The following is a 13,875-nucleotide window of genomic DNA, read 5'->3' as shown; positions in this document are numbered from 1 at the left end:
AATTCAAGGGACATTTTTAGAGGGCTCTTTTTTAGAACACCCGTAACATGCAAAATAATTACCAATTGAAAAGAGACAGCCAGCCGGCTGTCTCTTTCGCTTATATTCCGGCAACTTCATGCAGCTCCCGTATAGTATCAATCTCTTTCAATTCGCAGATTTTTAAAAGTTCATGAAAAATCTCGGCCGTCATAATGGCATCATTCAGAGCGTGGTGGCGTGCCCGCTTGATGATTTGGAACTTCTTTACCAAATCATCCAAGTAGCATTCTTTTTCATCCAGCAGCTCTTTTGCGAGTGCATAAGAGTCAATGAATTCCGGATCAAATGGAGGAAGATCCCATTTCCCGATTCTCTTTTGCAGAAAATTGATATCAAAAGATGCAGGATGTGCCACTAGAATGGTTCCTTTACAGAAATCCAGAAACTCTATCAATCCTACAGGCAGGGTTTTTCCTTGGATAAAGTCTTTACGCTTCAAGCCGGTGAACTGTTTTGTTTCAGCTGAGACGGTCTGAAGCGGATTAATGACTTCATAGAAGGTCTTATTCTGCAGGATTTTTTCACCCTGCATTTTTATTGCACCTATCGAAACGATTTCGTCTCCTATTTCAGGAAAGAAGCCAGTGGTCTCCAAGTCAAAAATCGTAAATGTGCAGTTAGTTAGATTCTGCTGCTGGAGGAGGGGTTTTTCTTCTTCAAATTCCTTCAGCATCCTGATCAGCTTTTGGTAAGAGGGGTTTTTCTTTTCTTTTTTAACTTGTTTTTTAAAAAGATATCTATGCCAAAAATAATATTTAATAATTCGATATCCTACATTAAATCGAGCATCACTCATAGTTAAACCACCCGGTTGCGATTGAAGCTGATCTCCATGACTTGCTGCATACGATTTGCGATTTGAAGCGCTTCTCTTAGTTTTCGTTTGTCTTCTTTAGTAAGTTGCTCTACTTCTAATTCATTTGTCAGTTCCCGGTTCTCTTCCAATTCCAAAAGGTTTTGGTTCAAGCGGTAATAGAGCAGATAGTGCAGGGCTGTTTTGGCATTCTCTGCGTCTCTGGGATGGAATACTTTCAATTCTTTCAAGGCATTCAAACGTTGAACAGTATTTACTTCTTTTAATCCGTGCTTGATGGAATGGATGCGGACCATATTTACGATTTGCATCAAGCCGGCTTTCTTAATGTTGAAAAATTTGTTTCTTCCTTTCAGGTTGATCCTGCCCAATGCATTGATAGGTATACGGAAGCGGATAGCATCCTTCCTCAAAAGCTGCTGCATATTCAGGGATTTTTGGGCCTTTTTCGCTATATAAGCCCGGGTATCTTCGGCAAGGCTGTAGTCACCAAAAATCGGTCTGAAATCGTAAAACATTGTAAAGCTTTGAACTTCTTCTGCATCGATTTCATGGAGCCAGTCATCAATCGCCGCCTTCCATTGGCTGAATGATTTGCGCCATTTAGGTTCTTTTGCCATGATTCCGCCTGTACATTCATGAAAACCGCACTGCGCTAGTTTCCTATTGATTTTTTCAGTGAAACGTTCAAAGTACCTGTCCACTGCTTTTGCATTATCGAGATGATCATAATCAGCAATGATGATGCCGTTGTCCTGATCGGTATTGAAAGACTGTTCACCGCGGCCCTGGCTGCCCATTACAATAAAACAGTAGTTGACAGGAGGTGAGCCGAATCCTTCCGCGCGCATTTCCTCTTCTGAAAGCAGGATGATTTTCCGGTACAGACGGTCATTGTAATTCGTCAAAACTTCACTCACATTATATGCAAAGCTGTCCTGCAGGAGCAGTCCGCCTATGAAGGAAGTAAATGTTGTGTTTTCAACCGGTGATAGTGGAACGAGGTCATCGGTGCTCGAAGCGGACTGGATACTGTACGAGAGATCCAAGTAGCTTGAATCATGTATATTGACAAAAGACAGTCCTGTCAGCAAGCCGATGACAATGCCGTTCCTAAGGACTGGAACATATTTCGCCCCTTCGTATTTAAAGAAGGAGAGGGCTTCATAGGCAAAAGCTTCATCCCTTACCCAATAGGGGTTCTTGTTCATCCAGACTTCTACTGTGGGAGCTTCCCTTGAACTGGTAAGGTAGCGCAGGATTTCGGTTTGGGTGACAAGACCTTTTAATGCCCCCTCATCATCACAAACCACAATGGCCTCGGCCGCCTCATCGAGCATTTTCTCTGCTGCTTCCTCCATCGTTGAAGTCTTAGGAAGTATTACAGGCGATTCCATCAAAATATTAACCTTTGTCCTGAAGAGGGACAGGTCAGCGGATTCTTCTTGTGACTCCTTATATTTGATCTCATCATAAAGAGTTTTCATCCGGTTTCCGACACTTTCAAAAATAATTTGTGAAAACTCTTTATTATTTGTGAGCATATCGAAGAAGACTTTTTTATTAAACCGAAAAAGAGTGCATTCTTCGATGGCCTGCACGGAAAAACTCATATCACCGCTTGTCCACAAAATCATCAATCCGACAAGGTCCCCAGGATAGTAATATCTTAACGACACCTGCTTTCCTGAAGGCCGGTGAAGAACATTCTTTGCGGTTCCCGACATCAAGAAATAGACGTCCAGCTCTTCCTGTGATTCTTTTTCATGGAAGATGAATTCATTTTTAGCAAATTTGTGAAATTGTGCTTGCGATACGAGGTACTCCAGTTGTTCATCCGATAAGTGATTAAAAGGATATGAAGCTTTGATCATGTCGTGAAATTCGTTTTTTTTCATCTGTCAGCCTCCTTGTCCATCTGGATTTAATTCTGCCCGCAGTAATTAAGTTATGTATAATCTCAGCTAATCCAACACTTCTATTTGTAACCTTAACATAGTCATGGATGGTCATTCATGCTTTTTTGATAGAAAAAAAGCCAGTACAGAGAGCAACTCTGTACTAGCATCTTCATTAAGCTGAAAAATCCCCGCTTTTTCCTGCTTTATTATTTTTCTTTGAAAATGGCATATACCAGTTCCAATCCCCGAGAAGCTTCATAAGAGATGGAACAAGGAGCATTCTTATTATTGTAGCATCAATAAAGATCGCAATGGCAATCCCTAAACCTATTTGTTTGACCGGCATGACGCCTGTAAAAGCAAATGCCCCAGTGATGACCATCATGATCAAGGCGGCTGAAGTGATGATCTTGCTTGTCGAAGTCAGTCCCTCGATGGTTGCATGGGTATTATCACCAGTCTGCAGATAAATCTCATGGATCCTCGAAATCAGGAAGACTTCATAGTCCATGCTTAATCCAAATACCAAACTGAAGACAAGGACGGGAAGGACCAGGGCGATATCCGCAGCCTGAAGACCGAAATGGCCTCCTTGGAAAAGCCAAACAAGGATCCCAAAGGTCGATGTCAATCCAATGATATTCATCAGGATCGCCTTCAAAGGAATGATAATTGATTGAAAGGCAATCATCAGGATAATATAAGTTGAGATTAAAATAATCCCGATACTCAATGCTACCTTATCATAAATTTCATCAAAAATTTCTTGATTGAATTTTACTTCTCCACCAAAAGAAAGAGAGTAATCCCAATTCCTGGATGACCAGTCTCTGATCCAGTCCTTAGCAGCCTCTGAAGACTCTTCTTCTGACAATGTGAGGGGTAGCAAGAGCTTTTCACCGCTGATAAAAGAATCCAGCAAAGGAGCAAGAGAAGACTGGGTTTCAGGCTGTTGAAGTGCTCCAGATAAAGCCTCAGGTGAATCAATTCCGCCTTCGGTGTAAATGGAATTGACGGAGTCCACTATTCCATCTTCTTCAAGTTCCGATGCCAATCGTTCCATTTCTTTTAGCCCCTCCTCACTGGTCCAGTCCCCGGGGCGTTCCGCAATGACATAGACCTGGCTTCCTTCATGGGTATTAAAGGTATCCTGTATAATTTCTATGGCCTGACGGGACTCATAGCTTTCAGGAAGAGAGTCAATATCAGGGATCGAAAGGTTCATATTTCCAACAGGGAGGATTCCAATAACCAAAATCGCGAGTGCTGAAACAGAAATCAACAAGGGTCTTTTCATAACAAAACGGGCAAAGGCACGCCATCCTTTTGAAGAGTCCTCTTTCCGTTTAATCACCATCCACTTGTTAATGGCAGGTCCAAGTAGGATTAAAACAGCTGGAAGCAATGTCAGGGAAGAGATGACAGCGATGGATACAACTACCATCCCGCCAATCGCAATAGTCTGAAAAATGTCGATGTCAATCACGCTCATAGCTGCCAGGCCAATGAATACACAGACAGCAGAAAAGATGATTGATCTGCCGGCAGTCTGTATGGTCGTCTTGATTGCCGCCAATTTATCTGAATTCAACAGCTCTTCTCTGTAACGGTTAATGAAAAGCAGAGCAAAGTCAATGCTTAATGCAAGTCCGATCATCGGAACGACATTAAGCAGAAAAACAGATAACTCCACATTTCCTCCAAGCAGGGTCAATATTCCAAAAGAAGAAATCACTGTGATTGCTCCGATGATAATAGGTACAATCGAGGCAATGATGCTTCCGAAAGCGAAAAGCAGTACAAGCAATGCCACAGGAAGACCTATGAGTTCAGCTCGTTTCAAATCATCCTGACTGGCTTTATTAATATCAGCGGAAATTACAGGGCCTCCTGTCAATATCACATTCTCTTCATCTGCTATTGCCTCTTTAATAGAGTCGATTTCTTCATCAATGTTTGGTTGATCGAAGGTGAGAGCTGCGTACGCGGTATCTCCCTTTCTTAATGACTCATCTTCAAGCGGAGACTGGATCCCGCTGATATTTAAAGATTGATCAATTTCACCAAGAATGGATTCGATCTCCCTTTCAAAATCTGTTTCGCTTTCGCTTTTCTTTTGAAATAGAAGTAGAAGAGTGTTTTCAGGGAAGTCGAAGTCATCTGAAAGTGTTTCATTTACCTTTTCAAACTCTCCATCTGTCCTGAACCCGTCGCCGCCCAGAATACCGGGAAGACCTATAGCAAAATAGCCAAGTCCGATTGCAAGTATGACCCAGAAGGCCAGGAATGCTTTATAAAACTTTGTTATTTTATTGGAAATGGACTTCATTATCTTACTCCTCCACAAAATTATAGAATGTTTTTACCACTCATTAAGTTTACTTCTAGAGGTTCATAGATTCAAATATTAGTATTTATTAAAACTTCAGAAAGGGTTCATAAGTTTTAATTTCATAAAAGAAAAATTACTGATTTATGGAAAGATACAATGGAGGCCGGCAGTGTATGTTTGGAGCAGGTAAGTAAAAGTGTAAATGACCCTTCCGAAAAACTATATTTTTTTCTGCCCGGCTATCCATTTAGCTGCTGAATAAAGTGAAGGGAAGTGATGGTCCGCGATTTTTTCAGGATCTCCATTTGCAATCAAAATCGTTGTACAGCCGGCTTTCTTTCCTGCCTCAATATCAGGCTCCCTGTCGCCGACCATGTAACTCAGTGATAAGTCAATTTCATGTTTTTCAGCAAGCCCAAGCAGCATTCCGGCTTCTGGTTTTCTGCATGAACATCCTTCATGGGGCTTATGGATACAGCTTAAAAATTCCTCGATAAAGCCGCCTTGCTGCTCTATGTCTTGTTTCATTTTCTCGTGAATTTTGTCTAAATTGGAGGAAGTCAGATAGCCAAGTCCCACTCCTCCCTGATTCGTGACAACAAAAATTTTATAATCTGTCTCATTTAACAACTGGACAGCCTCAGGAACCTTCTCAAGATAGTAAATATCAGAAAGTTTATTGACGAATCTAACTCTCTTCGATAAAACTTCATTTATAACTCCATCTCGATCTAAAAATACAGCTTTTTTCACTGAAATTCTCCTTTCTTATATAAAAATTCTCCGGTAAACCCCCATTAATTGTCGTATCCTGCGCTTTCCGGGGAAATAGTCGGTAATAATTCCACATGGAAGAATAGATTTCCTCTTTTAGTATTTTCTTTTCTTATCAAATCTATGATGCATGCACGTGAGAAGTTTCCATTCAAGGAAATAAGGGAAATCAATAGATGTAGACATAGAATCATGTAATCGAGAGGAGCAATAGTGATGAATAAACAAGAAGCGAAAGGACATGCCAAAAAAGGTGCTCATGAAGCAAAGCCATGGGTAAAAGGGCTTGGACGCGCAGGTTACCTGGCTAAAGGAAGCGTATACGTCTTGTTTGGTGTACTGGCATTCATGGCAGCCATCGGTGTCGGAGGAGGAAAGACGACTGGAACCAAGGGCGCTTTGGCTTCCATTGCAAGCAAGCCTTTCGGTGAAATCATATTATGGCTGCTGGCCATAGGACTCGCCGGGTATGTTTTATGGAAAATCGTTGAGGCCATCACCGATCCCCAAAACAAAGGCCACGATGCAAAAGGTATTATAATTAGAATCGGTTTTGTTTTTAGTGCAATCGTTTATGCAGGACTTGCTTACAGAGCCTTCCAACTTGCAACCAATGCAGGAAGCAGCGGGGGAGGCGGAGGAAGCAGCAAGCAGACAATCACTGCTCAAATTCTTTCACAGCCGTTCGGCCAATGGATGGTCGGTGCTGCAGGCGCAGCAGTCATAGGATATGGTCTTTATGAAATGTATAAAGGATACAGCGAGAAATTTACAGATTCCTTTCATAGAAGCAAAATGGATAAGAAAGAATATCAGCTTGGAAAGAAAACAGGAAAAGCCGGTTTGATGGCACGAGGTGTTGTATTCTGCATCACTGGTTATTTCTTGATCCAAACCGCTATTACAACGAACTCCGACAATGCAAAAGGTCTCGATGCAGCACTGTCTGAAATTGCACAGCAGCCTTTTGGTCAATGGATGCTCGGATTGGTTGCAATCGGATTGGCAGCTTATGGAGTATTTCAGATTCTCAAAGGCAAAAATAAAAATATGGCCTTTAGTTAAATTCAGTTGTTAAAGGGTATTATTTAATAATTTATCAAAGGGACTGCTGCCATAGCGGCGGTCTTTTTGAGATGGGTAGATAGTAAATTTATTATGTAAAGTAAAGAATGACTAAGTAATATTTAATCTGACAGCATGAATCTATATATTCCAAGATTCCATGTTGTCTCAAAACCGCTATCTGGCACCATCGGAGTGGTTTATTAAGAATCCTTCCACTACGGACTTCACAAGGGCAGCAAAAACCTTATTGTTGGCTTACTGAACTAGAGAGTGTTATCCCTATTTAGGGGGACTTGCCCTTTTTCTAGCGAAGCTAAGAACAAATAGAAAAAGCCTGATCGATGAATGACCAGGCTTTTCGTTAATCCCAAAGAAATTTTTTTAAGATTTTATCCACTTTTTCTGTTTCATGCAGGCCGCTGTGATCAATTTTTTCATCCTCAATTAGGCGTTTTTCAAGATTATTTTGCGGGACAATTTCTCCAATGGCAAAGGCGCTTTCAATGTCCACAACTTGATCGCCTGATCCTGCAATAGCCAGAACCTGAAGTTGGGACGGAAATTGGCCTCGGTTTTTCACCAGATTCTTTAAAGCATCTGAATCAGGTCTTAAGTCAATAAGAGCTTCTCCAGTATTGACCCTGTGGTAGGATTCTTTAGAAATCCCGTCGAAAGGGCTTCCGATGGCTGCAAATTTAATGGTTTCAGGATACTCGGAATTGCCATTGGTTTGTTCCAGATAATTGGTTGAAACAAGGCCTCCCATCGAATGTCCGACAAGATTCACTTGAGGGGCATTAAACTTGATTTTCATTTCTTTCATAACACTTTGCAGACGGGAAGAGGTTTCCGAAATGGAAGCTTTGTTCTTTTCGAAAACGATTTGTACCAAAGGAGGCAGGCCGGAAGAGGAGTTCAGTGAACCTCTCCAAGTGATTTCTCCATCTGCAGAAACATACACAACGAGGTCCCTTTTACCCCATTTATTTTCTTCGAAACGGTACAGCATGGTTTTGAAAGAATTATAGGTGCCTTTATAACCATGTACGAACACGGTTGGGATGCCGGCAGACACCTCTGAAGAACTTTCTTTGGATTCAGCTACCTGAGATTTAAGTGTAATATAAGTTAATGAGAAGGTAAGCAGGAGCAGAGCCCCGACTGAAAAAGCCTTCTTTCTATTTAAGTTGCTTATCATGGGAAGTTGTTCTCCTTTAATTCCTGATATACTAATCATAAACGATTATGTATGACTTGAAAATGTTTTATCTGAAATTCTTCTGTAATATAATATGTAATATTTGGTATTTAATTTAAGCAAAAGAAAAAGCCAGTAACAACCAACAAAAACGGTTGAAATGGCTTCTTTTTTCATGCATTTTATGAAAACGTTTTTTCGCTTACTATTTCATTGTTTTCGTTTTCCACAAGCACTTTAGCCGGCTGATTCTCTTTAGCAAGTTTTTCTGCTTCTGCAATAGCTTCTGACTGGCCATTGAATAATGATGTTGGAGCAACATCTTCTATTTTTACAAACCAGCCGCTTTCGTCTTTGTTTGGTACTACATAATATTCTTTCATGAGTATCGCTCCTTTCTAATTCTTCTTTATTTTGTTTCCCTATTTTAAAACGGTAAAACCTATAAAGTTTTATCCTCTTTGGAGAGAGAAGAGGGGCTAAGAAGAAAATTCCTTCAACTTTTGTTAAAATAGGTGAATTTTTGATATAATGAACCTTCAATCAAAATGAAAAGTCCGACCAGATAATGGAGTTGATAGTGTGAGCAAGAGCAAAGGCGGCGGAACAGGAAAAGGCACCGGAAAAAAAGGCTGGAACCGCTGGCAGAAAAGTGCGAAGAAAAAAGCTGCCAAACCATATACAAGCAAAGGAACCAAACAAGGTAGTGGAACAGAAAAGGATTCTTCTGGAAAATAAGAGAAAAGAGCTGCATCCGTTCAACTGGATGCAGCTCTTTCTTGTTGTTGGTTAAGTAATGTTACTCTGTGGACAACTGATAGCTATGTTATACACGTATCAAAGGGGGGCAGCAGCTGCTGATTCACCAATGAATTAAGCAGGGCTTATATATGGCCAGTCGATTAAAACGCCCAGTTTCCTTTGCTGAAGATTGGTTCTATAGATCCGTCCTCAAGGACACCGTCGATATCCAGGAGTTCAGAACCTATCATAAAATCCACATGGGTCAAACTTTCATTAAACCCGATTTCTTTCAGTTCCTCTTTGCTCAAATTTTTCCCATTTTCCACACAGATTGAAAGGGCATTGCCAAGAGCGATATGACAGGAAGCATTTTCGTCAAATAATGTGTTGTTAAAAATAATATCGGTGTTTGAAATCGGTGAATCATTAGGCACTAATGCAATTTCTCCCAAGAAGGAGGCACCTTCGTCCGTTTCAAGCAGACTTTTTAACGTGTCATAGCCTTCTTCGGCACTGAATTCTGTAACTTTTCCATCTTTGAAAGTCAGGGTGAAATTGTTAATCAGGTTTCCGCTGTAATTTAAAGGCTTTGTGCTGCTTACTGTTCCAATGACACTGTTTCGGACTGGTATGGTGAATACTTCTTCAGTCGGCAGGTTAGGAACGAATTGAACACCTTGGTCATTGGTGAAAAGGGCGCAAATCCACTTGCTTTTAGGGTGCAGTTCAACTGTGAAGTCAGTGCCAGGACCTTTATAGTGAAGTTTACGGAACGCACGCGCATTAAGGTGATCAGCATTCTTTGTCATGTTTTCAATATGTTTCTCCCATAGCTGGACAGGGTTTTCCTGATCGACTCTGGTTGTGTAGAAGATTTTATCCCATAATTCCTCGACAGCTTCCTCTTCAGGCAAATCAGGGAAAACTGTTCTTGCCCATGCTTTAGAAGGAACAGCTGCAATCAGCCAGCTGATGCGGCCCCCGGAAATAAACGGCTGAAAGTCTTTGAAAGCTTCACCGCTTGCTTTATTGGCCATGGCCACTCGCTTGGCATCAATGCCCTTTAGTAACGTAGGATTAGGAGAGGTTAAATTAAGTACAGCTGCATTTTCTTCCGCCATCTCCACCATTCCTTTTGCCTTCCATACCGGGAAGTCCTTCAACGCTTCTTCTGGAGCCTTTTCCATTTTCAGTCTTGTTAATTTCTCATCAGAATACTCTACAAGAACATTCTTAGCGCCTGTTTCATAGGCTTTTTCTGTTAATTGAGCCACAAAGTCAGCTTCAGTAATAGGAGCATTGATTATGAGTGTCTGCCCCTCCTGTAGATTGATTCCCACCCTAATCAATAAATCGGCATATCTTTCTAATTTTGTTTCTTTTGAAACCATGCTGGAATCCCCCTTTTAAGTAGCTTACAAGATAAATATACTATGTGATGAGTAAATTCACCAAATCATATGAAACGCTTTCATGCTTTAAAGTGTTAAGAGGGACTATCCCTTTTAATGCTGTACAGCGCAAAAAGCCCCTGCTTCCAAAAGGAGGCAGGGGCTTTCTCTTCTCTGATTATTTTCCAGAAACTAGAGGGGAAACTCCATTTGCCGGCGGCAGGTCTTCTTCTTGAGCACTAACAGATGCACCTGCTGCTGATAGTGCGATAAGTACTAGTGCTGCTACTGTGATTCTTTTAAGCTTCTTCATTTAAATCTCCTCCTATAAACCTATTATTTTTTCATATGCCACGTTAGCCTTTGTAAGGTAATGGGCAGCATATTTATATTTTCTAATCTCTTGATAGTAGTTACCAAGAAATTTAGAATACTGAGCCAGAAGATGAGGGTTTCCGGTATTTTCAAAGTAGGGAAGTGCTTCATCTTTCATGAAGCATTCGAATTCCTCATCAAGTTTTTCAACAGCATAACCATAAATCCTGAATTCATAATATTTTTCTGTATTCTTCTGCTGCTTTGACAAGAAGATTCCTTCTTGGAGCCAGCTTGCGGCTTCATCCATTCTTTTGAGTTTAAAATAATCTTTCACAAGAGCAAGAATGGTCGTAAGTTTGCTGTCATGGTCATCATGTTTGAATTCAAGGCTTTTTAAATAGTGGGCAATGGCTTCTTCTGTCCTGTTTTCCATGGATTTAAGATACCCCAGATTCTGCTCAACCTTTCCCCTCATCACAACATATTCAATATTCTTGCTGATTTCGTTCGCCCATTCATAGTGGATGATGGCTTCACTGATGTTTTGGATGCGCCTGTAACAGACTCCGAGCAGCAGATGGATTTCTGAACATCGTTTATTATGATAGAGGCTCTGATAGAGGCTGAGGGCCTCTTCAGAGTAATGGATGGCAAGGGCATGCTTTCTCAGTTGAACAAAAGTGAGTGCCTTCAGATAGAATAGATCGGCTTTCTCTTCGGTGTCCAAAATGCTTCCAAGAACAAAATAATGCTCCGCATCTTTAAGGTGCTGGTTGGATTCCTCATAGCTTCCTCTTGCATAGTGAAGGTTCCCGACAAACTTATGGAAGTAGAATCGCAGCTTATCAGAAAGATTTTTATAGCCTTTTTCAATTGCTCTGATGGAATCTCTCGGACTCTCGTAATCTTTAAGTAAAATATAATAGCGGATCATAAGGATGTGATAACTGTTAAGAAGAGTGACGTCATCAATATCGATAATCTGCGGGGAGACCACTTCATATAGGCGGATGGCTTCCTTGCAATCATTCTTCAATAGCGCTCTGTTCCATTCAGAAAATGTTTTCTTAAGAGTTTCATCATCATTCTGTATCAATGAGATTCCAAGCCTGCTGCATAGGAGCTCGATGACTTCAGTAGAAGCGGTGGTTTGATTATTTTCGATCTTGGAAAGATAAGAGACGGATAGAATTCCTGTTGCAAGTTCTTCTTGTGTTAAGTTCTTTTTCATGCGATGGTATCGGATCTTACTTCCGATCGTCATGATTCTTTTCTCCTCTCTATCTATAGTAATAGTATAAAATAATCCCGTAATTAGGACGAGTTTGGCTGCTTGGGAAAATCAGCCCCGCCACCCCATGAAGAATGCTTAAAATACGTGTGTTTCCATGAAAATTTTCCTAAGCAGCAGCTCTAAATCATTATAAGATTACCACATAAATTCTGCATATAGTCCGAATATTCCTATAATTATATTTTTGATGCGTTTACTTGGAATTAACAGGAAAAATACAGTACATTATGAGTAGTGTTATAATTTTAGAGAGAAATTCTGATTGTTAAATTACATAAAGATTGGAGCGGATTTCATGATTGATTTACGCAGTGATACAGTGACTAAGCCGACAAAGGAAATGAGAGAGGCTGCCCTGAATGCAAGAGTGGGGGATGATGTGTATGGTGAAGATCCTGCTGTCAATGATTTGGAACAAACGGCAGCTAAACTGCTGGGAAAAGAAGCAGCATTGTTTGTCACAAGCGGTACCCAGGGAAATCAAATAGCGGTTCTGACACATTGTAATCCGGGAAATGAAGTAATTATGGAAGCAGAGTCTCATATCTTTTATTACGAATCCGGAGCAATATCTGCTTTTGCGGGTGTCCAGCCAAGGACGCTCAAAGGCATTCGCGGGGCCATGGATCCATTAGAGGTCGAGGGGGCTATCAGGGAAGATGATCAACACTTTCCAGAGACATCATTAATATGTATTGAAAACACCCATAACCGGACTGGAGGAGCAATTGTACCCTCTTCCAATATGAAAGAAATCTATACTATAGCCCAAAAGAATCACATTCCTGTCCATGTTGATGGTGCCAGGCTGTTCAACGCTGCTTCGGCCTTAGGGGTTCCCCTGACGGAATTCACTCAGTATTGTGATACAGTCCAGGTCTGCCTATCAAAAGGTCTGGGAGCACCCGTTGGATCCATCATAGCGGGAAGCGAGGCGTTTATCAAAAAAGCTCGCAAATGGAGAAAGCGTTTGGGAGGCGGACTGCGTCAGGCAGGGATTATTGCAGCACCTGGATTGTATGCGCTGAATCATATGAGAGAAAGACTGGCTGAGGATCATAAAAATGCTGTCCTGCTTTCTGAAGGGTTGAGTTCGATACCATCTTTGACAATCGCCAACAATGTTGATACCAATATCGTCGTCGCAGAAGTGTCTGCACTCGGAATGACCTCAGCAGAATTCACCAGTCTGCTAAAAAAAGAAGGGATACTTACCGTGACCTTTGGACCGTCACTCGTTCGTTTTACCACTCACTTGGATGTCAGTAAAGATGATATTGAAAAGACGATTGCTGTCGTCAGGAAGCTTGTTGAAAGTTAATAACATGAGAGATCATTCTTAAGAGTGATCTCTTTTTTAGCTGCATTATAGTATTTCTTGCTTTTCCCCTCTCTAGTTAGTATCATTTTCACCAAAAGCACCATACATACCAATTATTGAATGAAAGATTAGGTGATTAAACCACTATGGCGGGAAAGGATGAGTTTTAATGTGGAAAGAGTTTTTATCGAGTATCGGAATTGGCAATATCAAGGTGGATACAATTGTAGAAAATCCTACCTTGACACCGGCAAGCGAGCTGAAGGGTGAAGTAGTAATAGAAGGCGGCATGTCTGACCAGGAAGTAAATAAAATAGTCCTGACCATCTTTATCAGGGAAGAGGACTACCGGGAAGACAGTGACTTTTCCTATCATGAAAAAGAGCTGCATGGCTTTGCCCTGGAAGAGATAGGTACCGTAAAGGCAGAGGAAGTGAAGAGGGTCCCTTTCAAATTTTCTTTATCTAAAGATCATCCAATATCCGATAAAGGAACAGAAACTTTCTTAAGAACTTTAGTTGATATTCCACAGGCAGTAGATCCCGTGGATGAAGACAGCATCAAGGTTGTCAAAAGCCTGTAACCATGAGAGTAGAAAAGAATGGTTCCCTATAGAACTGTTTTCGTAAACTTTGCTGTTTATTAATCGGTATTTCATAAGATAAGGCCATCATTCAT

Annotated in this window: 13 protein-coding genes; 4 read left to right on the top strand and 9 right to left on the bottom strand. The window is 41.0% G+C overall.

The genetic code is table 11. From position 1 onward, the window contains the following. Positions 1–100: 100 nt before the first annotated feature. The 4 genes from FZC78_RS04010 to FZC78_RS03995 all read right to left on the bottom strand — a co-directional run bounded on the left by FZC78_RS04010 (position 101) and on the right by FZC78_RS03995 (position 5,842). The gene (locus FZC78_RS04010; protein ID WP_148938368.1) at positions 101–838 is read right to left on the bottom strand and encodes a 3'-5' exonuclease; all 738 of its coding nucleotides are present in this window, start codon (positions 836–838) and stop codon (positions 101–103) included. 2 nt (positions 839–840) lie between these two features. Then, entirely contained in the window at positions 841–2,754 is a 1,914-nt protein-coding gene (locus FZC78_RS04005; protein WP_148938367.1) for a DUF294 nucleotidyltransferase-like domain-containing protein, read from the bottom strand. Between the two features lie 175 nt (positions 2,755–2,929). Next, a complete protein-coding gene (locus tag FZC78_RS04000) occupies positions 2,930–5,086 on the bottom strand; it encodes an MMPL family transporter (RefSeq protein WP_148938366.1) in 2,157 nt (718 codons plus the stop codon). 222 nt (positions 5,087–5,308) lie between these two features. Next, positions 5,309–5,842, bottom strand: a complete 534-nt coding sequence (locus tag FZC78_RS03995; RefSeq protein WP_148938365.1) for a D-glycero-alpha-D-manno-heptose-1,7-bisphosphate 7-phosphatase — start codon at positions 5,840–5,842, stop codon at positions 5,309–5,311. Between the two features lie 237 nt (positions 5,843–6,079). On the opposite strand from FZC78_RS03995, the gene FZC78_RS03990 reads away from it, so the two are divergent. Beyond that, on the top strand, positions 6,080–6,928 hold the full coding sequence (locus FZC78_RS03990; RefSeq protein WP_148938364.1) for a DUF1206 domain-containing protein: 849 nt from the start codon (positions 6,080–6,082) through the stop codon (positions 6,926–6,928). A 364-nt stretch (positions 6,929–7,292) separates the two neighbouring features. Here the strand turns inward: FZC78_RS03990 and FZC78_RS03985 are convergent, their stop codons facing one another. Both FZC78_RS03985 and FZC78_RS03980 read right to left on the bottom strand, forming a co-directional pair. Further along, a complete protein-coding gene (locus tag FZC78_RS03985) occupies positions 7,293–8,129 on the bottom strand; it encodes an alpha/beta hydrolase (protein ID WP_187444791.1) in 837 nt (278 codons plus the stop codon). 182 nt (positions 8,130–8,311) lie between these two features. Then, a complete protein-coding gene (locus tag FZC78_RS03980; RefSeq protein WP_148938362.1) occupies positions 8,312–8,512 on the bottom strand; it encodes a DUF2188 domain-containing protein in 201 nt (66 codons plus the stop codon). Between the two features lie 199 nt (positions 8,513–8,711). Here FZC78_RS03980 and FZC78_RS03975 point away from each other — a divergent pair, with 199 nt between their 5' ends. After that, positions 8,712–8,867: a DUF3934 family protein gene (locus FZC78_RS03975; protein WP_148938361.1), complete on the top strand. Its 156-nt coding sequence runs from the start codon at positions 8,712–8,714 to the stop codon at positions 8,865–8,867. Positions 8,868–9,031: 164 nt separating this feature from the next. Here the strand turns inward: FZC78_RS03975 and FZC78_RS03970 are convergent, their stop codons facing one another. From FZC78_RS03970 to FZC78_RS03965, 3 genes are all read right to left on the bottom strand, one after another. Beyond that, a complete protein-coding gene (locus tag FZC78_RS03970; RefSeq protein ID WP_148938360.1) occupies positions 9,032–10,264 on the bottom strand; it encodes an aminopeptidase in 1,233 nt (410 codons plus the stop codon). 178 nt (positions 10,265–10,442) lie between these two features. Then, a complete protein-coding gene (locus FZC78_RS24495; RefSeq protein ID WP_262372102.1) occupies positions 10,443–10,577 on the bottom strand; it encodes a hypothetical protein in 135 nt (44 codons plus the stop codon). A 12-nt stretch (positions 10,578–10,589) separates the two neighbouring features. Continuing rightward, on the bottom strand, positions 10,590–11,846 hold the full coding sequence (locus tag FZC78_RS03965) for a helix-turn-helix transcriptional regulator (protein ID WP_148938359.1): 1,257 nt from the start codon (positions 11,844–11,846) through the stop codon (positions 10,590–10,592). A 325-nt stretch (positions 11,847–12,171) separates the two neighbouring features. Between FZC78_RS03965 and ltaE the strand changes: the two genes are divergently transcribed. Together ltaE and FZC78_RS03955 are read left to right on the top strand one after the other, a co-directional pair. Beyond that, on the top strand, positions 12,172–13,197 hold the full coding sequence (gene ltaE, locus FZC78_RS03960; RefSeq protein WP_148938358.1) for a low-specificity L-threonine aldolase: 1,026 nt from the start codon (positions 12,172–12,174) through the stop codon (positions 13,195–13,197). 169 nt (positions 13,198–13,366) lie between these two features. Next, entirely contained in the window at positions 13,367–13,780 is a 414-nt protein-coding gene (locus FZC78_RS03955) for a sporulation protein (RefSeq protein ID WP_148938357.1), read from the top strand. Positions 13,781–13,875: the final 95 nt, after the last annotated feature.

It is taken from the genome of Rossellomorea vietnamensis, from assembly GCF_008180415.1.
Lineage (GTDB): Bacteria > Bacillota > Bacilli > Bacillales > Bacillaceae_B > Rossellomorea > Rossellomorea vietnamensis_C.
This window is presented reverse-complemented; position numbering and strand designations above follow the sequence as displayed.

What these genes read in the sequence shown, in the direction of transcription:
- ltaE (WP_148938358.1), top strand. Translation starts at nt 12,172, where the DNA reads ATGATTGATTTACGCAGTGATACAGTGACTAAGCCGACAAAGGAAATG.
- FZC78_RS04010 (WP_148938368.1), bottom strand. Translation starts at nt 838, where the DNA reads ATGAGTGATGCTCGATTTAATGTAGGATATCGAATTATTAAATATTAT.
- FZC78_RS03990 (WP_148938364.1), top strand. Translation starts at nt 6,080, where the DNA reads ATGAATAAACAAGAAGCGAAAGGACATGCCAAAAAAGGTGCTCATGAA.
- FZC78_RS03985 (WP_187444791.1), bottom strand. Translation starts at nt 8,129, where the DNA reads ATGATAAGCAACTTAAATAGAAAGAAGGCTTTTTCAGTCGGGGCTCTG.
- FZC78_RS04000 (WP_148938366.1), bottom strand. Translation starts at nt 5,086, where the DNA reads ATGAAGTCCATTTCCAATAAAATAACAAAGTTTTATAAAGCATTCCTG.
- FZC78_RS24495 (WP_262372102.1), bottom strand. Translation starts at nt 10,577, where the DNA reads ATGAAGAAGCTTAAAAGAATCACAGTAGCAGCACTAGTACTTATCGCA.
- FZC78_RS03980 (WP_148938362.1), bottom strand. Translation starts at nt 8,512, where the DNA reads ATGAAAGAATATTATGTAGTACCAAACAAAGACGAAAGCGGCTGGTTT.
- FZC78_RS03955 (WP_148938357.1), top strand. Translation starts at nt 13,367, where the DNA reads ATGTGGAAAGAGTTTTTATCGAGTATCGGAATTGGCAATATCAAGGTG.
- FZC78_RS03965 (WP_148938359.1), bottom strand. Translation starts at nt 11,846, where the DNA reads ATGACGATCGGAAGTAAGATCCGATACCATCGCATGAAAAAGAACTTA.
- FZC78_RS03970 (WP_148938360.1), bottom strand. Translation starts at nt 10,264, where the DNA reads ATGGTTTCAAAAGAAACAAAATTAGAAAGATATGCCGATTTATTGATT.
- FZC78_RS04005 (WP_148938367.1), bottom strand. Translation starts at nt 2,754, where the DNA reads ATGAAAAAAAACGAATTTCACGACATGATCAAAGCTTCATATCCTTTT.